Annotated in this window: 16 protein-coding genes; 6 read left to right on the top strand and 10 right to left on the bottom strand. The window is 61.4% G+C overall.

Annotated features, from left to right (window positions below; genetic code table 11):
• Positions 1-131: 131 nt before the first annotated feature.
• On the top strand, positions 132-341 hold the full coding sequence (locus DK391_RS22705) for a hypothetical protein (RefSeq protein WP_109480236.1): 210 nt from the start codon (positions 132-134) through the stop codon (positions 339-341).
• Positions 342-492: 151 nt separating this feature from the next.
• Here DK391_RS22705 and DK391_RS22700 read toward each other — a convergent pair whose 3' ends face one another.
• Positions 493-780 (bottom strand): hypothetical protein, encoded by a 288-nt coding sequence (locus DK391_RS22700; protein ID WP_109480235.1) that lies wholly within the window; start codon positions 778-780, stop codon positions 493-495.
• A gap of 98 nt (positions 781-878) precedes the next feature.
• Complete coding sequence (locus DK391_RS22695) at positions 879-1,643, bottom strand: Mut7-C RNAse domain-containing protein (RefSeq protein WP_109480234.1); 765 nt, start codon at positions 1,641-1,643, stop codon at positions 879-881.
• A 102-nt stretch (positions 1,644-1,745) separates the two neighbouring features.
• On the opposite strand from DK391_RS22695, the gene DK391_RS22690 reads away from it, so the two are divergent.
• The gene (locus DK391_RS22690; RefSeq protein WP_109480233.1) at positions 1,746-2,615 is read left to right on the top strand and encodes an NAD(P)-dependent oxidoreductase; all 870 of its coding nucleotides are present in this window, start codon (positions 1,746-1,748) and stop codon (positions 2,613-2,615) included.
• 127 nt (positions 2,616-2,742) lie between these two features.
• Positions 2,743-3,390 carry a LysE family translocator gene (locus tag DK391_RS22685; protein ID WP_109480232.1) on the top strand — a complete coding sequence of 216 codons (648 nt, stop codon included), beginning with the start codon at positions 2,743-2,745 and terminating at the stop codon, positions 3,388-3,390.
• A 274-nt stretch (positions 3,391-3,664) separates the two neighbouring features.
• Here DK391_RS22685 and DK391_RS22680 read toward each other — a convergent pair whose 3' ends face one another.
• The 6 genes from DK391_RS22680 to DK391_RS22655 all read right to left on the bottom strand — a co-directional run bounded on the left by DK391_RS22680 (position 3,665) and on the right by DK391_RS22655 (position 10,520).
• A complete protein-coding gene (locus tag DK391_RS22680; RefSeq protein ID WP_109480231.1) occupies positions 3,665-4,549 on the bottom strand; it encodes an OmpW family outer membrane protein in 885 nt (294 codons plus the stop codon).
• 154 nt (positions 4,550-4,703) lie between these two features.
• Complete coding sequence (locus DK391_RS22675; RefSeq protein WP_109480230.1) at positions 4,704-5,951, bottom strand: DUF2957 domain-containing protein; 1,248 nt, start codon at positions 5,949-5,951, stop codon at positions 4,704-4,706.
• A gap of 146 nt (positions 5,952-6,097) precedes the next feature.
• On the bottom strand, positions 6,098-7,477 hold the full coding sequence (locus tag DK391_RS22670; protein WP_109480229.1) for a DUF2957 domain-containing protein: 1,380 nt from the start codon (positions 7,475-7,477) through the stop codon (positions 6,098-6,100).
• Positions 7,478-8,034: 557 nt separating this feature from the next.
• Positions 8,035-8,982, bottom strand: a complete 948-nt coding sequence (gene argC / locus DK391_RS22665; protein WP_109480228.1) for an N-acetyl-gamma-glutamyl-phosphate reductase — start codon at positions 8,980-8,982, stop codon at positions 8,035-8,037.
• A gap of 203 nt (positions 8,983-9,185) precedes the next feature.
• Positions 9,186-9,761 carry a flavodoxin family protein gene (locus DK391_RS22660; RefSeq protein WP_109480227.1) on the bottom strand — a complete coding sequence of 192 codons (576 nt, stop codon included), beginning with the start codon at positions 9,759-9,761 and terminating at the stop codon, positions 9,186-9,188.
• 138 nt (positions 9,762-9,899) lie between these two features.
• On the bottom strand, positions 9,900-10,520 hold the full coding sequence (locus DK391_RS22655; protein WP_109480226.1) for a YbhB/YbcL family Raf kinase inhibitor-like protein: 621 nt from the start codon (positions 10,518-10,520) through the stop codon (positions 9,900-9,902).
• Positions 10,521-10,791: 271 nt separating this feature from the next.
• Here DK391_RS22655 and DK391_RS22650 point away from each other — a divergent pair, with 271 nt between their 5' ends.
• Positions 10,792-11,505, top strand: a complete 714-nt coding sequence (locus DK391_RS22650; protein ID WP_109480225.1) for a response regulator — start codon at positions 10,792-10,794, stop codon at positions 11,503-11,505.
• Positions 11,506-11,631: 126 nt separating this feature from the next.
• Here DK391_RS22650 and DK391_RS22645 read toward each other — a convergent pair whose 3' ends face one another.
• Positions 11,632-12,318 carry an orotate phosphoribosyltransferase gene (locus DK391_RS22645; RefSeq protein ID WP_109480224.1) on the bottom strand — a complete coding sequence of 229 codons (687 nt, stop codon included), beginning with the start codon at positions 12,316-12,318 and terminating at the stop codon, positions 11,632-11,634.
• Between the two features lie 321 nt (positions 12,319-12,639).
• Here DK391_RS22645 and DK391_RS22640 point away from each other — a divergent pair, with 321 nt between their 5' ends.
• Positions 12,640-13,872 carry an MFS transporter gene (locus DK391_RS22640; RefSeq protein ID WP_109480223.1) on the top strand — a complete coding sequence of 411 codons (1,233 nt, stop codon included), beginning with the start codon at positions 12,640-12,642 and terminating at the stop codon, positions 13,870-13,872.
• A gap of 297 nt (positions 13,873-14,169) precedes the next feature.
• The gene (locus tag DK391_RS22635) at positions 14,170-16,455 is read left to right on the top strand and encodes an NADP-dependent malic enzyme (protein WP_109480222.1); all 2,286 of its coding nucleotides are present in this window, start codon (positions 14,170-14,172) and stop codon (positions 16,453-16,455) included.
• A 251-nt stretch (positions 16,456-16,706) separates the two neighbouring features.
• Here the strand turns inward: DK391_RS22635 and DK391_RS22630 are convergent, their stop codons facing one another.
• Positions 16,707-18,212 carry a Fic family protein gene (locus tag DK391_RS22630; protein WP_109480221.1) on the bottom strand — a complete coding sequence of 502 codons (1,506 nt, stop codon included), beginning with the start codon at positions 18,210-18,212 and terminating at the stop codon, positions 16,707-16,709.
• Positions 18,213-18,464: the final 252 nt, after the last annotated feature.

Raw genomic sequence — 18,464 nt, 5'->3', positions numbered from 1 at the left:
GATGACAAACCGCCTACGCTGCGTGATACTCGCCGCGGGGAGCCGCAAGGCGCTGAGCGCCCGGCTGGCTTCGCCATCATGCTGTTCAATTCAACATTGACTTAAAGTCGTCAGGTTTGGGGATAACACATATGAAGAAGATCATCGCCTCGCTCGTCACCGCCTCGCTCGCGCTGGTGTCCGTTCAAGCTTTCGCACAGGCATCCGACGCAGCGCCGGCAGCAGCTGCAACGGCCAAGCCGAAGCACGCTCACAAGCAACTGAAGACGCACGGCAAGCGCGCTGGCGTGTCGTCGGCGGCTTCGGCTGCAGGCACGAACGACAAGGGCACGCAGAACTAAGCAGCCCCGTTCGCAGCGTCGGCCGCTTTATCGCGGCGCGGGCGCAGCAACAAGAAAGGCCGAAGCATTGCTTCGGCCTTTTGCATTTCCGGCGCAATCCGCCGATGCGCGCCATGTAGACGCGCGGCACGCGTGCGGCTCATGCCGCCGCTCAAACGCCCGCTGCCAGTCCGTTGACGAGCAATTCGGCGATCAGTCCGTTCATGCCTTCGGGATGTGTTGCGGCGCGCTCTTTCAACTGCGCGACGAGCGAATCCGGCAGCTTGCACGCGAACGGCACGAGCCCCTTGGCCTGGTCGAGCTTGCGTTGCTCGCGACGATCGAGTTGCGGTTGCAGCGACGACGTCTTGCCGAAGCGGTCGGCGGAAAGCGCCTGTTTCATGTCGTTGCCGAGCTTCAGCGCCTTGTTTTTCTCAAGGTCGAATTTCTTCATTGCCATACGGAAAGGCCTCTAACAGGTAAGCAATCCAGCATTGTACGCAGCGCGCGGCGGGGTATCGCGGGATGCGCGGTGAATCGCCGGTGCGCATCGGGCCACTATTTCACGGGCGTTTCGGCCCTTTCAGTGCCTGTCACGCTGTCCATCAGCGCGCGCATGCGCCGCCAGTGCGTGCCTTCCCAGAACACGCGCCTGCATGTGTCGCAGGTGACGAACTGGGTATGCCTGTCGAGCACGCCTTCGGGCGCACGCCCGACTGCTTCGTTTCTGGCAATGCGCCGCAACGGCACGTTGCACGTCAGGCACAGGCGAAAAGGCCGTGCGCTGCGCGCCAGATCGAGCCGGTCGAAGATTTCGCGCAATTGCACTTTGGGTTTCAGCGCGCGCACGTAGCAACCGTGCGTGATGGTGCGGCGCTTGAGCAGTTCGCGGTCGCGCGTGAGGACAATGCGTCCTTCGGCAGATGCAATCGATTCAATATGCGAATCTGCGTAGTGATTGTCGTAAAGTGTGTCGAAGCCGGCGAGCCGCAGCAGTTGCGCGCGTCCGCCGAGATGCGCGGCGGCGACGAAGCGCACGACGCGCAGCGGTTGCTCGCGCACGCGTAGCAGCGGCTGGATGTCGAGCGCTTCGAATTTAGGATAAACGGCGACGCGGTCGCCTTCGTGCAGTGGATGATCGAAACCGACCGATTCGCCGTTCACGAGTATCAGTTCGACTTCGGTGTGCGGCACGCCGAGCGCTTCGATCATGTGCTTCGCACTGGCGCCGCGCGCGCATTCCCAACTGAACGACTGGCGGCGCAGCGGCCGCGCCAGGAAGTCGTTCAATTCTTCATAGAAGCGAAAAGTGGCCGTGACCATGACAGCAGTATCGCACCGCCCGTCGCGCTGTGCCGATGGCCAATTTCCTGCACGAGGCGCGCGGCTGTGCTCTACTTCGGGTTCTTGAACTAGGAGCAACTGATGGACATCGGTTTTATCGGTCTCGGCGAAATGGGCGCCGCGATGGTCGCAAATATGCTGAAAGCCGGGCATAGCGTGCGCGTCTGGAACCGTTCGCTGGACAAGGCCCAGCCGCTCGCCGAACTGGGTGCGCGGGTAGTCGCGACGCCCGCCGAGGCTTTCACGGGCGACGCCGTCTTCTCGATGCTCGCCGACGATACCGCCCTGCGCGAGGTCATCAGCGCCACGCTGCTCGAGCACGCGCCGCGCGGCCTGATTCACGTGAACATGGCGACGATTTCCGTCGCGCTGGCCGAAGAACTGGCCACGGCCCACGCCGGCCGCGGCTTGAACTATGTGTCGGCACCCGTGATGGGGCGCCCGGACGTGGCAGCCGCCGCGAAGCTGACCATCGTCGCCGCCGGACCCGCCGAGGCAATCGATCGCGTTCAGCCGGTTTTCGATTCGATTGGCCAGAAAACGTGGCGCATCGGCTCGCTGCCGCAGCAGGCCAATGTCGTCAAGCTGGCGGCGAATTTCATGCTGGCGTCGGCGGTGGAATCGCTGGGTGAGGCGTCGGCGTTGCTCGGCGGCCACGGAGTCGCGATGCAGGACTTCCTCGACGTGATCACGAGCAGCGCGTTCCCCGGCCCCGTTTATCAGGGCTACGGCAAGATGATTGCCGAGCAGCGCTACGAGCCGGCGCTGTTCAAGGCACGTCTCGGCCTGAAGGACGTGCGTCTCGCGCTGGCTGCGGCGGAATCGGTGATGACGCCGCTGCCGGTGGCGAGTGTCGTGCGCGACAGTCTGATCGAAGCCGTCGCGCATGGCGACGGCGAGAAAGATTTTGCCGTGCTGGGTCAGGTCGCCGCACGCCGCGCGGGACGTTGACGGCGCGGCGCTTGCCGGTTCTTGCGCTTATTGAAGCTGAAGCACAGGGCAAGCGGGATTAAGAACGGGCGGGGCGGGCATAATGTCCGTCCCGCCCGTTTTCCATTTCTGTCGAGCACTACGGATCATGAGTTTGCATACCTGGTGGCTTTACGTGGCCACGATCTTCGTCGTTTGTGCGATTCCCGGCCCGAACATGCTGTTGATGATGACGCACGGCGCCCGCTACGGCATGCGTCACACGGCGTCTACGATGGCCGGCTGTCTGTTGTCGCTGATGCTGATGCTGGCCGTTTCCGTCGCCGGGCTTGGCGTGCTGCTGAAGGCATGGCCGGCGACGTTCAATACGCTGCGCCTGCTCGGCGCGGCCTATCTGGTGTGGCTCGGCGTGAAAGCGTGGCGTGCACCCGTCAGCGAGGTTGCGGCGGCGCAAGTCGATGCGGCCGCCGATGACCTGATTGGCAAGCGTGCTCCCTCGCGTGGTGCGCTGATGCGCAACGGCTTTCTGGTCGGCAGCAGCAATCCGAAGGCGATTCTGTTTTCTGCCGCGCTATTGCCGCAATTCATCGACGCCACGCGCGCGACGCTGCCGCAGTTTGCCGTGCTCGTCGTGACGACGGCAGTGATGGAAGTGAGCTGGTACATCGTCTACGCGGGTTGCGGCACGCAGATTGGCGCGAAGCTGAAGAGCAGCAGTGTCGCGAAGGCGTTCAACCGGCTGACGGGCGGCGTGTTCGTCGGATTCGGCGCGATGATGGCGCTGGTCAGGCACTGACCCGCTTTTGCACCCGGCGGCAGCGTTCTTTGCAGGACAGCCGGGCGACTTCGCGAAAATGATGCAGAGCACAAAAATATACCCGAAAAACTCGGGTGCGACGTTTTGTCACCCTTTTGAAGCATAGAAGAGCCGCTCTAGCGCAACATGTTGCAACGCACCAAGTGATTTGCTATAGTCGTTCTTGTCTCCTCCATGTCTCCTCTGATATGGATTCAGCCCGCCACCATGGCGGGCTTTTTTTTCGCCCATCGCAGCCGATAGACGCAAATCCTCAGAACCGGTACGAAACCGCCAGGTACGTGATGATCGGATCCGCCTTCAGCTCTGCCTTCGAAACGGCGAGTTCGGTCCCATCGGCGGCCTTGATGATCGTCGACGACGTCGTCTTCAGCGGAATGTAGGTCACGGACGCCGTGATCCCCCACTTGTCGGTGATGTTGTAGATCGCGCCCGCATTGAAAACCGGCTGCCACGACGACGACGCCTTCGCTTCCACGGTCGTTTTCCCCGGCTTGCCCGCGCCCGCAGCCAGAATCGCCCCGAGATTGTCTTGCGTCGACGTCACGAAGTTATTGTTCAGCTGAATATCGCTGAACCAGTTATACGACACGCCGAGACCGAGAAATGGCCGGAACTTCGCGTCGGACTTGCCGAAGTAGTACTGGAAGATCAGCGCCGGACTCCATTGCCGCACGCTTTTCACGATCGGATTGACGGCTGGATCGCCGATATCCTGTTTGCCAAGCGCGCCCGCCGGGCCAGGCGGCTGGATCGTGCCGTGTCCGTAGAGCTTGAACTTCGGCGGCACGCCTGCCACTGACGTCACCGCGATGTGGTCGGTGACGAAGTGCGAAAACACGAGGCCGAGCGTGTCGGCGCTATTGGTCGACAGGCCCGTGCCCGCCGATGTGAACGAGTTCGGCAGACGCAGCGGCGTATTGATCGGCACGGGCGCCACGTTCGTCGTGAGTGGCGTGCTCGAATCCTGCGGCATCACGTGAAACCAGCCGAGCGACACGAGGTCGTCGCCGGCCTTTTGCGCGTAGGCATTGGGCGTCGTGAGCAGGATCAATGCAGCGGCCAGTGCGCCGGCTATCACACCGGCGCGCGCAGCTGCAGAGGCATTCGGCAATGCCGCTTCCAAGCGCTTTTTCATTGTGTTCCTCCTGAGCGGGCGTCCTGCCTCGCGCGCGACGGTGCATCTGCACCGTGCGCTGCGCTTCCCGGTTGCCGGCTCCTCTGCGCGCAGGCAGAGGAGCGGCCGGGCGGCGGTCGCCTCGTTGCGTTCTATGCGGGAGACCTTTCGTCCATCACTGGACGAAGGCGCCAATCGTGAAGTACGGCGACGACGCGTTCGACAGGTCCAGGAAGCCGAACACGCCTCCCGTGAAAATGAACTTGCCGGTCGGCGCGCTGCCTGCCGCCGCGCTCGTGTACGTCGATGTCACGACGCCGGGCACGGTCTGCGTGAAGTCGAGATTGAGCGCCTTGGTCAGCGATGCCTGCGACGCGTTGAACGGATCGAGCAGCGTCGCCTGCGTGCCGGAGAGGGCATTGGTGCGGTAGTTGAAGTCGCTGTCGCCGCCGATGTACTCGCCGTTCTGCGAGTTGACGGCGATGTTCGTCTGCGGCGCGAGGATCGAGATGCCCGATTCGTCGTCGGCGACAGGGAGGATCACGCCGCCCAGCGGGTTCGACGCCACCGTCGAGGTCGCGTAGCCCGTGCGGATCAGGATCGGCACGTTCTGGTTGCGCAGGTTCCCGACGATCATGTAGCCCTTGCCCGCCGGCGCCGATGCCTGGGTCGGTTTGCCCTGGCCCTGGAAGTTATCGGTTTCGAACGCGCCGCTGCCATCGGCCGATTGCACCCAGTTCGTCCCCGGCTGCTGGCACTTACCGGCGTTGACGCCCGCGTTGTCGCACTCGGTCCAGGTACCGTCTGCATTGATCGTGATCTTGGTATCGACGACGGTCGGCGCGAAGTTCTGCGACGGAATCTGATGATAGCCAAGCTGGTTGTACGTACCGACGACATTCGCCAGATTCGTCTCAATCGACGAGAAACCGATGAACGGGTAGTACGGGAATTTCGTATCGGGCACCGCGCCCTGGCCGAGAATGCCGCCGAACGAAATCTCGGCGCCCGGAATCGTGCCGCCCGCGACGCCTTCGCCGACGAAGATCCGCGCCGGACGGTTCGGGTCGAGGCTCGCGCCATTCAGTCGGAACGCGCACTGGTTGAGCTTGGTAGTGGGAAGCAGGGTTTCCTGGGTCAGCGTGCCGGAGGCCGTCTGTCCTGCGCGCGTCGGCGATACCGTGCCCGTCGTGGCGGGGATCGGCGATTCGACGTAGGTGACCTGCCAGGTCATCTTCGTCGTATCGAGTTTCAGCTTGACGAGTTCACCGTCGCCGCCGCCGCCCGTGAAGGTCGTGTTGTAGTCGAGCGATGCCGGGCACAGGCGCGCTTCCACGGGTGGTGCACCTTCACTGCCCGCACCGCCGCACGCGCCGAGCAAGGGCGCTGCCAAGGCCAGCGCCAAAAGGATCTTCCAGTTCATCGTGCCTCCAGTCTTGTTATGGGCGGCCAGCTCCCAGTCCAGCCGCCTCTAGGTCTTGTGATTTACCGATGCTGCTTTTTCGATGCTTTGCTGCGGGTGCCTCCTCCTGCTGCACGGCCGGTTCGCTTCGTTGCTCGCGGTTGCTGTCACTTGCTGATCTGTGCACCGACGCTGAAGTACGGCGAGCCGACGGTCTGTGCGTTGGCCGAACTCGCCGTGACGCCGCCGTTTTCGGTGCCGTTGATGAAGACCGCGTAGAGTCCGCCGCCCGCGATCGCCTTGCCGGTGTTGCCCTGCTGATCGGTGACGTCGACTACGCCTGCCGTGTCGGCGCCGTAAGTCAGCGTGAAGCCGCTTTCGGCCGCCTGCGTGGTCGGATTGATGAACGTGCCGGTGCCGCTCGTGATCAGCGACGCGGTGTACTTGAAGTTCGAGTCCGCGCCGACATAGCCACCGTTGAAACCGCCCGACGCGAGCGACGTAGCGTTTTCGAGCAGCGCGATGCCGGATTCGTCGTCGATTTGCAGCGCCGTGGTGCTGACGTTGCCCGTGCGCACCACGACGGGAACGGTCGCGCCGTTGAGCTGGCCGAGGATCAGGTGGGTCTTCGCCGACTTGATCGGCGGCAGGATGATAGGAATCGTGTACTGGTCTTCGATCTGCGGCGCAGTCGTGCTGTCGAAGTAGCCGTTGGCGTTCAGCGTGTACGGGTCACCCGAGCTCAGGCAGCCGGCGGTGCTCGCCGAGCCGGGCGGCGTCACCGACGCGCCCGTGCCGCTGCATGAGCCATCGGCGGCGAACGTTTCAACGGTGTTGATCGCACGCGCGCCGAAACTCTTGGTCGGCTGGATGTGATACAGCATCGTGTTATACGTGCCGGCGAGCTTCGACAGATCGGTCGACGTGCTGGCGAAGCCAAGGAACGGGTAGAAATCGAAAGTGCGGTAATTGACCACGCCAATTCCGGCTATCCCCGCAAACGAAATCGTCGCGCCCGGAATGCCGCCGCCCGCCACGCCCTTGCCGACGAACACGATAGGCGGATTGGTCTGCGAGAACGGCGTCGTGTAGGTCGTGCCTGTCGAAGCCGCAATGCCCGAGCCGGGCGTTAGCATGAACGCGCAGCGCGTCTGCTCGGCGCTGGGCAACGTGCCCGTTGGCGGATGCAGGACGGCGCCCGTGACGGTCGTGTCATGGCGCGTGTTGTCGACCTGGCCTGCCGAGACGGGAATCGGCGAGTCGAAGAACTTCAGCGTGTAGGTCATCTTCACGGCGTCGATGTTCAGCGACACGACTTCGCCGCTACCGGCGCCGCCCAGATACGTGCTGTTGACGATGTCGGCGTTGGCGGGGCAGAGCGAGCCGTCCGCAACCGTCGATGGCGGCGGCCCTTGTACGCCGCAGCTCGAACCTGAGCACTGGTTCGTGTTGATGGAACCGGGATCGCTCGCGTTTCCTCCTCCGCAGGCGATCAAAAACGGCGCGCTGGCAATGGCACATGCCAGCCACTTTGAATTGGCGTACATGCAGCTGTCTCCCTGTTCGACCGGCGTTGACGCTTGTTGCGCCTTGGTCCGGTTTCATGCAATTTATTTGCGATCGTCTAATTTGCGAGCTAATGTCGCCGCGCGATTTAAGGCTGTCAATTGAACGAACCGTCTAAAAAACCCGATTCAAACAGCGCATTTTTCGCGAAGAGTCGCATGGCGCGTGCGACACGCACCTTTTTAAACAAAACGATATTTGCATCGCCCGACCGGTTTCGCCGCTTTGCCGCTCAGCCTTGTTGGGCGGGCGGTGCAGCAAAACGCGTCTATCATCTTCGAACGCTCGTTCGTAAAAAAATCGGGTATATCCCTATGCGGTAATTGATGCGCTGGCGCGAAAAGAGGCAGCAGTAAATACCTTCAATCAGGACTGCTGGAGATGGAGGGAAAATCGAAAGATGTTACGCCGCGTTTGAATGCGGTGTTTTAAATCACGGATTGATAAGCATAAAAAGAAAAAGCCGGCGTTTGAATGCCGGCTTGTTTCGCTTGCGGAAGTACGCTTCCGAACGGCGGGCGCCGTTCGGTTTTGTGGATCAGCCCTTGAGGCCCAACGCTTCGTCCGCGCCGATGGCGAGATTCATACACTGGATGGCCGCACCCGACGCGCCCTTGCCGAGGTTGTCCAGACGCGCGACGGTAACGAAGCGCTCTTCGTTGCCGAACACGAACAGGTCGACGCGGTTCGTGTCGTTGTTCGCCTGGACGTCGAAGAAGCCGCTGTCGAGGTTCTCGTCGGCATTGAACGGCGCGACGCGCACGAACTGCTCGCCGCTGTAGTACTCGGAGAACAGCGCCAGCACGTCTTGCGGCGTGGTCGGCTTGGACAACTGGCCAGGCGTGAAGTACGTCGTCACGGCCAGACCCTTGAAGAAGTTGCCGACGATCGGCGTGAACACGGGCGCGTTCTTCAGGCCCGTGTGCGCCGCCATTTCCGGCAGATGCTTGTGCGTGAGGCCGAGCGCGTACGGACGCGGGCTGTCGAGCTTCGCGTTGCCGCCGGCTTCGTAGTCGGCAATCATCTTCTTGCCGCCGCCGCTGTAGCCGGTGATCGAGTAGCTGTGCGCAGCGAAATCCGCCGACACGACGCCTGCTTCGACCAGCGGCCGCATGGCCAGCACGAACGCCGACGCGTGGCAGCCCGGCACGGCGATACGCTTCGCGGTGCGCAGGCGCTCGCGCTGCGAGCGGGCCAGTTCGGGCAGGCCATAGGCCCAGTCGGCGCTGGTGCGGAACGCCGTGCTCGCATCGATCAGCACCGTGCGGTCGTTGTCGACCAGCGACGCCGACTCGCGCGACGCGACGTCCGGCAGGCACAGGAAGGTGACGTCCGAAGCATTGATGAGACGACGGCGCTCGTCGAGATCCTTGCGCTTCGATTCTTCGATGCGGAGGATTTCAACGTCTGCGCGCTCCGACAGGTATTCAAAAATCTTCAGGCCGGTGGTGCCTTCCTGTCCGTCGACAAAAACTTTCGTGCTCATCTTGATCTCGCTGGCTGATAAAACGGCGGAAAAACGCGGCGCTGCCCGCGCCGGAACGATATTTTAAGACTCCACGGCGGCGCGTGCGCGAAACTGCCCGAAAAACACGTTGCGCTGCAACAGTGACGGCAGCGTGACAGTGAGCGTTCCCGCTCGATTGCTGCGGATACGGCTGCAGGACTCTCGCAGCCGCGCTCCGACGCTCAGGTCGGCTGGCCCGCCTTCCAGCGTGCCGTGACGGCGGCGATGCGCGCGCCGAATACTTTCGCCGTATCGAGGTCGCCGGGCAGCGGGGCTTCGTCAGGCGTGGCGTCAGCCGGCGACTGCGACAGCAGCCCGGTAAATCCTCCGACGAAATTCAGGTCGTTGCGCGTCGCCGCCTTCGTGTTGGCCGGCATCATCCCCGTGCCCGCCCAGATCATGCCGTGCTGCATGGCGAGCGTGACGAAATACTGGATGGTCGAGAACTTGTCGCCGTTCATCGTCGCCGAGTTGGTGAAGCCCGCGGCCACCTTGTCCTTCCACTTTTGTCCGAACCACGGCTTCGAGCTGGCATCGGCGAATTTCTTGAAGTCGGCGGACGGGCCGCCCATGTAGGTCGGCGCGCCGAAGATGATGGCGTCGGCGGTGTCGAGTTCGGCCCAGCCGGCATCGTCCAGTTCGCCCACCGCGACGAGCTTCGCATCGGCGCCGCCGTCGAGCGTGCCGGCGAGCACGGCTTCGGCGAGCTTCTTCGTGTGACCGTAGCCGCTGTGATACACGATGATGATTTTTGACATAGTCCGCTCCCTCGTTTCAAAGAATGATGTCAATCGGATTAGACGAGCCTACGCCGTGTTCATTCTGTCATCGCGCCCGGACCCTTTTGGACGCGATGAGAAAAGTGCGGCGTTGCGCCTAAGCGCCGATGCGCAACACTAGCGGCCGTACGTGACGGTCATGCGTGCATAGCCGAGCGTCGCCGTGCTGATCTCGTGGTCGAACATCAACGACGGTCTGCCTTGCGCAAGACGGAGATTGGCCGTACTCAGCGCGTACACGGTGATCACGTAGCGATGTGGTTTGCCCGGTGGCGGGCAAGGGCCGCCATAGCCGTCGATGTCGAAGTCGTTGCGAGCTTCGACGGCGCCGAGTTTCTTGAGAAAGCCGGATGCGCTTGCGTTCTCCGGCAGCCGGTCGACGGTGGCGGGAATGCCGGCCACGGCCCAATGCCACCAGCCGCGTCCGGGCGAATCGGGGTCGAAGATGGTGACGGCGAAGCTGCGCGTGCCGTCGGGCGGGTTATGCCAGCTCAGTTGTGGCGAACGGTTCAGGCCTTTGCAGTCGTCGCGGTCGAACACTTGCGCGTTGTCGACCATGCCGCCCGTGTGGAGGTTGGTGCTCGCGACGGTGAACGCGCTGTCGGCAGCGAAGAGGGGTGAGGCATGAAGCGCGAACGCGACGGCAGCGAGCGACGCAAGGTGCGATCGCGCGGCGCGCAGAAACGGCAGAAACGAACGGGACGAAGCAGGTGGAACGACCGGGCAACGCAAGCGCATGTGCCGAATCTCCTGTCAGGCTCGTAAAGAATCGTCCTTACGAGGGATTATTGTCCTTTTTTGTACCCAAACGACAAATCGAGTCTAACATTACATCTTAAGCAGGCATTTGTGCTCGACGAGAGGCCGATGTTGCGCGAAATCAGCTATAGTCGTTGCAATCGTCTGAGATGTTAGCAAGCAGACAAGTCCTGGAAATTTAGAACTCAGAATTAAGAACGGTTGCATGACTGAAGTTTCGGAGCGTGGATTGTCAGTTGAAGGGAGGGCCATGCAAGATCCCATCAGGGTCGTGGTCGCCGATGACCATCCAGTAATTCTTTTTGGTGCCGAACAGGCGTTGCTCAAGTTCCAGGGCATTCGTGTGGTCGCGCGCGCAAAGCAGTCCACCGAACTGGTGAAGATCTTGCAGACGACGCCGTGCGACGTGCTCGTCACCGATCTCGCTATGCCAGGTGGACAATACGGCGACGGCTTACCGTTGATTGGCTATCTGCGTCGGAATTTTCCCGACTTGCCTATCGTCGTCCTAACCATGCTCGAAAACGCTGCGCTGCTGAAGCGGCTCAGCGAGTTGGGCGTGATTTCGGTCGTCAATAAATCGGATGACCTGAGTCATATCGGCCTTGCAGTGCAGCACGTCAGCCGACATATCGAGTACATGAGTCCGTCGGTGAAGGCGGCGCTCGATACGTTGCGCATGAACGCCGGCGGCAAGAGCGACGAGGTGATTCTCTCGAAGCGCGAACTAGAAGTGGTGCGGCTCTTTGTTTCAGGCATGACCATCAAGGAAATTTCTGAGCAACTAAACCGCAGCATTAAGACGATAAGCACGCAGAAGAATACGGCGATGCGCAAACTGGGACTCGAAAGGGACTCCGAACTATTTCAGTATGCGCAGAGTAATGGCTTGATGAACCTGTCCTCGTACGCGCCGGGTGAGGCCGATACGGGCAGTCCACCGCAGCCGCGGGAAGGTTCTTAAGAACTGTTTCTGATCTGCTCCCGGATGCTTGAGTCGGATCGAACGAGGTGAATGAAAAACGCCGCCTGTCTTGTGGACAGGCGGCGTTTTCGTATGCGCTCGAAACGCTAGTGCAGTGCGACGCGCTTATTGCGGTGCAGACGTCGCGCCGCCGTGCGCTGCCGACCATTCAGCCGGTGCATGCAGGAATTTCTCGACTTCGTCGAGGGTCTTCGTTTCGAAGTAGCCCTGTTCCTTCGCGACGCGCAGCACATCCCACCACGTGGCAAGCGCGTGCAGATCGACGTCGATGTCTTTCAGCACCGACACGCTTTCCTTGAAGATGTTGTAGTGGAACAGCACGAAGCAGTGGTTCACCTGCGCGCCCGCCGTGCGCAGCGCGTTGATGAAGTTGATCTTGCTGCGGCTGTCGGTGGTCAGGTCTTCGACCAGCAGCACGCGCTGGCCTTCCGTCAGCAGACCTTCGATCTGCGCGTTACGGCCGAAACCCTTCGGCTTCTTGCGCACGTACTGCATCGGCACCATCAGGCGGTCCGACAGCCATGCAGCGAACGGAATACCCGCCGTTTCGCCACCGGCGACGGCGTCGATTTGTTCGTAGCCGACGTCGCGCAGGATCGTCGCTTCTGCCATTTCCATCAGGCCGCGGCGCACGCGCGGATACGAGATCAGCTTGCGGCAGTCGATATACACCGGGCTCGCCCAGCCGGACGTGAAGATGTACGGTTTTTCCGCGTTGAAGTGCACTGCCTGGACTTCCAGCAGCATTTTTGCGGTCGTGTCGGAGATCGTCTGGCGATCGAAGCCTGTCATGGGCGAATCCTTCGGTGTGGTGAGCTGGGAGGCGGGCGCGTGGCCCGATGGCGCAGCAGGCGTAACGTTTCGCGCCCTGATGGGCGAAACATGCCGGACGAGTTGAGAAACCGGTCGATTTGCTGCGCGCGTAGCCCGATATTTTACCCGATTCGGACTGTTCCCAGGGCGCTGCAAGGCGAAACGGGGTAGGCGCGACGGCTGGCTGTGCATTTTGCCTATGCATTCTGGCCAGGTTGTGACGCCAATCTGGCGCCTTTACACTCTCGCCAAATTTCCTCTCACGCGGCTTCGGTTCGCGTCCGTATCAGGTTACTGCTCATGAATACCGCTCCTTCTTCCGTCCAGACCGCGCCGGAGCACCGTCCCGGCTATGCAGCGCGAGCGCTGCTCGCGTCGGTGCTCGGTTACGCGATGGACGGCTTCGACCTGCTGATACTCGGCTTCATGCTTCCCGCGATCGCGGCCGATCTGCACCTTTCATCGACGCAAGCTGGCTCACTGGTCACATGGACGCTGGTCGGCGCGGTGGCTGGCGGTCTGATTTTCGGCCTGTTGAGCGACTATTTCGGCCGCGTACGCATGCTCACGTGGACCATTCTGATCTTCGCGATCTTCACCGGCCTGTGTGCGTTGGCGCAAGGCTACGGCGATCTGCTCGTGTACCGGACCATCGCGGGTATCGGCCTTGGCGGCGAGTTCGGCATCGGCATGGCGCTCGTCGCCGAGGCGTGGCCGGCGGCGCTGCGGGCGCGGGCGTCGTCGTATGTCGGGCTGGGCTGGCAACTTGGCGTGCTGGCGGCGGCGCTGCTTACGCCATTGTTGCTGCCTGTGATCGGCTGGCGCGGGATGTGCGCGATCGGGTTGTTGCCTGCCGGCGCATCGTTTTTCGGGCGACGGCGCGTCGAGGAGCCCGCTTTATTCACCGAGCGCGTCGCGCGCGGCATGCGCAAGCTACCACTTAAACTGCTGGTCGCCGATGCCCGCACGACTCGCGCAAGCCTCGGAGTGGCGATTCTCTGCTCGGTGCAGAACTTCGGCTACTACGGGCTGATGATCTGGCTGCCGACGTATCTGTCGAAAACCTTCGGCTACTCGCTGACGCGCTCGGGCCTGTGGACAGCGGTCACGGTGCTCGGCATGGCGGCCGGCATCTGGCTGTTCGGCGTCGCCGCCGACCGCTTCGGCCGCAAGCCCGCGTTTCTCTTCTATCAGGCGGGTGCGGTGGTGATGGTGTTCGTCTATTCGGAATTGAGCACACCGTACGCGCTGCTGATCGGCGGCGCGGTGATGGGCATGTTCGTGAACGGGATGATCGGCGGTTATGGCGCGCTGATCTCCGAGCTGTATCCAACCGATGCGCGCGCTACCGCCCAAAACGTGCTGTTCAACATCGGTCGCGCGGTGGGCGGTTTCGGACCGGTTGCGGTCGGTGCGCTGGCGGCGCAATTCTCGTTCGCGGCGGCGCTCGGTGCGCTCGCATCCATCTATATTCTCGATATTCTCGCCACGCTTTTCCTGATCCCGGAACGCCGCGGCGCAGCGCTCGAATAAGGCCTTGCGGGCACACATAGTTGGGTGAAGTGGAAGTGCTTTCATGTCGCGCTGCAGCAAGCACTGGCGCGGCTCCGGCTTATCCATCCGGTACAAAACCTGTCCCGAAATGCCACATCCGGGGTGTACACTGATCGACCCGAAAAAGCTCAGCGCCGCCCGCTTTCCGCTGAGGTTTGACGCCGCGCCTAACCGGCGCACGCGAGAATCGCCGCCGTCGAGCATCCCGTCGACATTGGCCAGCGCAGCACGTGACATTGAGCCGGGCCCAATTATCAACGTCTCGCAGGTTAGAAAATGGACGAACAACTGAAGCAAAGCGCTCTCGCATACCACCAGAATCCCCGGCCCGGCAAGATTTCGGTCACGCCGACCAAGCCGCTTTCGAACCAGCTCGACCTGTCGCTGGCGTATTCGCCGGGCGTCGCCGCCGCGTGTATGGCGATCTTCGACGAACCGCTCGACGCGCAGAAGTACACGTCGCGCGGCAACCTCGTCGGCGTGATCACGAATGGCACGGCCGTGCTGGGCCTCGGCAACATCGGGCCGCTCGCCGCCAAACCGGTGATGGAAGGCAAGGGTTGTCTGTTCAAGAAGTTCGCCGGCATCGACGTGTTCGATATCGAGTTGAGCGAGTCCGATCCCGACAAGCTGGTCGAAGCGATCGCGATGCTGGAGCCGACGCTCGGCGGCATCAATCTCGAAGACATCAAGGCGCCCGAATGCTTCTACATCGAGAAGAAGCTGCGCGAGCGCATGAAGATTCCCGTTTTCCACGACGATCAGCACGGTACGGCGATCATCGCGTCGGCGGCAATTCTCAACGGCCTGAAAGTGGTCGGCAAGAAGCTCGAAGAAGTGAAGCTGGTGTGCTCGGGTGCGGGTGCAGCGGCGATTGCGTGTCTGGATCTGCTCGTCCACCTGGGCCTGAAAAAGTCGAACACGCTGGTGATCGACTCGAAAGGCGTGATTTACGAAGGGCGCGGCAATCTGGATGCGTCGAAAGAGCGCTATCAGGCGAGCACCGACGCGCGCACGCTCGGCGACGCGATGCACGGCTGCGACGTGTTCCTCGGCTGCTCGAGCGCGGGCGTGCTGAAGCCGGAAATGGTCGCGACCATGGCCGACAAGCCGCTGATCCTCGCGCTGGCCAACCCGGAACCGGAAATCCGCCCGGAAGAAGCGAAGAAGGTACGCCCGGACTGTATCGTCGCGACGGGCCGTTCGGACTATCCGAACCAGGTCAACAACGTGCTGTGCTTCCCGTTCATCTTCCGCGGCGCGCTGGATGTCGGCGCGACGACGATCACGGAAGAAATGAAGCTCGCGTGCGTGCGTGCGATCGCTGAACTCGCGGAAGAAACCGATCAGGGCGATGAAGTCGCGAAAGCCTACGAAGGCCACTCGCTGGAATTCGGCCCGGACTACCTGATTCCGAAGCCTTTCGATCCGCGTCTGATCATCAAGATCGCGCCGGCTGTTGCGCAGGCTGCGATGGATTCGGGCGTCGCCACGCGTCCGATTCAGGACATGGACGCGTACCGCGAGCAACTCGGTGCAACCGTCTATCGCACGGGCATGGTCATGCGTCCCGTGTTCGCGGCGGCGAAGGCGCAACCGGCGCGCATCGTGTTCGCGGAAGGTGAAGACGAGCGCGTGCTGCGCGCCGCGCAATTCGTGCTGCTCGAAAAGATCGCCAAGCCGATTCTGGTCGGCCGTCCGAGCGTGATCGAGATGCGTCTGAAGAAGATGGGTTCGAAGCTCAAGTGCGGCGAAGACGTCGAGATCGTCAATCCGGAAGACGATCCGCGTTATCAGAAGAGCTGGCAGGCGTATCACGAGATCGGCGCGCGCGAAGGCGTCACGCCGGAAGTCGCGAAGGCTGCGATGCGCAAGTTCAACACGCTGATCGGCGCAATCCTCGTGCATCTCGGCGACGCCGACGGCATGATCTGCGGTCTGATCGACACGTATCACGAGCATCTGAAGTTCGTCGAACAGGTGCTGGGCAAGGCGGCAAGCGTCGATAACTTCGCCGCGATGAACCTGCTGATGCTGCCGGGCCGCAACCTGTTCATCAGCGACACCTACGTGAACGAAGTGCCGACGGCCGAGCAACTCGCCGAGATGACGATTCTCGCCGCGCGCGAAATCGAGAAGTTCGGCATCGTGCCGAAGGTCGCGCTGCTGTCGAATTCGAACTTCGGCAGCGTGCCGTCGTCCTCGTCGGCTCGCATGGCTGCAGCACGCAAGCTGATCGCGGAGCGTGCACCGCAACTCGAAGTGGACGGTGAAATGCACGGCGACGCGGCGTTGTCCGAGGCGGTGCGCAAGGCAGCTTTCCCCGGCACGACGCTCGCGGGCGAAGCGAACCTGCTGATCATGCCGAACGTCGAAGCGGCGAACATCACGTACAACCTGCTGAAGATGATCGGCGGCGAAGGCGTGACGGTCGGTCCGTTCCTGCTGGGCGCGGCGAAGCCGGTGCACATTCTGACGCCGGCTGCGACGGTGCGTCGGATCATTAACATGACGGCGGTGGCGTCGGCGAATGCCAATGTGGAGCGCAACGCGGCGAAGTGAGTTTCGTGTGCTGAGGCGGTGAGAACAGGCTGCGTAGCACTTGTCGCCAGCTTCGACAGTTGAAGCGCCTTTTTTGGTTTGTCAAAGAGCCTCTGGCGATTACGTCGGAGGCTCTTTTTTGTCTGGTGGTTGCGGATTCGTCGGGCACAATCGAAAACCAGTCAGAAAGAGCCACGCACCTCGAAATCGGCATAGCGCTTTCGAAATCGGCTCACTTTTTGTTCAAATTTCGCTGCTGAATCGAAATCGGGTTACCTTTGGACACTATTTCCTGACTCAGAGTCGGCATGGCCTTGCGGGTTGAATACCTCTCGAACGACCTGTTCGATGCGATCAAGCACATGCTTAGGTATGTGGTTGTATTGTTTGCGCCGGTGTTCCGACAAAACTCCGCTATTCGAGTGCGTCATTCGGATGAGCGCCGACAAATCCTTGTTGGGAACATCAAGCTCTGCATCGAGCAGCGCGAACGCCTTTTCGTAGCCGCCTAACCACGCTAGTTCTCGCGGGATTTCATCTTCGACCGCCAGTCGAATCATCCGGTAGAGAAAGGCCACCTCCGCCGTCGCGTCAATGAACCGATATGCACGGGCGCCCGGCGAGTGGACAACTACGGGTGTGACGTCGCCGCGTTGATATTGCCAAAGTTGTGTGACCGGACGGGAGAAGTCGCTCAACACACTGAGATACTCGGGGATATTCTTCAGAATTACCGCCGAGACCGGCACCAGTGCGCCGCCCTTAAGCGGTGACGACGGCGCAAGGACATGCTGGATGAGAAAGCGGTGCAGTCGGCCATTTCCATCAAGGAACGGGTGAAGGTACACAAAACCGAATGCAGCGCACGCCGCCTTCACCAGAGTATCGTCGCATCGGCTGGCGTCGTTCACGAATGTTTCCCATCCAGCCATCGCGCGACGCAGATCTTCCGGCGGCGGCGGAAAAAAGGTGACACGGCCCGCAGCATCTTCAAGCCAGTTTTGAGTGGTTCTGTACGAGGCCTCCTGGCTGAAGACGTCGCGCACAATCGCATTCTGCAAACTGACCAGCCAGTCTTCGTTGACTGCAGTCGACTCGCCGACGCGGCGAAGCAACTGGACAAATCGTTCCTGCTTGTCGGAGCTCAGTGTCTCGCGTTCAATCGCGTAGCTACTCCGGGTCTCGGACAGATACAGGTAGTTGACCGCCCGTTCGTAGAGAACGGGATCTGCAAGCGCTTCGAGGGTGCGTTTCGCTTGTTCCATCAGGTCGGCGAGACTGGGCGACCCGGTTACTTCACCGCAGCGGACAATGGGGCAAAAGTCTGCGTTGCCTAACGCGTTGTTGCGAACCCGAAATTTCTGGTTATTTGTCGGCTTTGTCGCGGTGACATAGATGTCCTGCGGGAACAGATCGACATAGCCCGCGTTCAGCGTCGTGGCAACTGAAAGCGACTGACCTGTTAGCCATTCCCAGAGAAAGCAGGCTCGGCGGACAGTCGCCCGATTGGGCGCGGCGGTCAGCGCGTCGACGAGTTCGTCCGGTGAGATGTGTTCAAAGGCCGCATCGATAACTTCGAGGTTGACTCCTTCGTGTCGTAACGCGAATTCAAGGTGTCCGACGGGAGAATCCTCAAAGGCGACGCTTTTCGGGAACAGTATCTGATTGGGCGCGTCGACGCGGCGATTGACGGAGCCACTCGTGATTGCTGGCGCCTTTAGCGGAAGAACGTTCAGGGAAAAACGTCTGATGAGATGTTCATAGCCGATCGCTGCCATGCAAGGACTCGAAATCTGTTAATCCGATTCGAAATATATCAACTGGATCCGTATTGTGCGGAAATTTTTCGAAATTCATCAATTTCTCGTTCATTGCTGTTTCGCCCATGCCAGAGCGTCGTCTGCTCCCTGCGGAACAGAAACATGAAAAACCCCTGCGATTCATCGAAAGGCAGGGGTTTTTAAACAACCAGGTCAGCACTCGGGCGGCATAGCGGAACAGCTCCATTCAACCGCCAGAACGTAAATGAA

The sequence above is a fragment of the Paraburkholderia sp. C35 genome (genome assembly GCF_003121405.1).
Taxonomy (GTDB): domain Bacteria; phylum Pseudomonadota; class Gammaproteobacteria; order Burkholderiales; family Burkholderiaceae; genus Paraburkholderia.
This window is presented reverse-complemented; position numbering and strand designations above follow the sequence as displayed.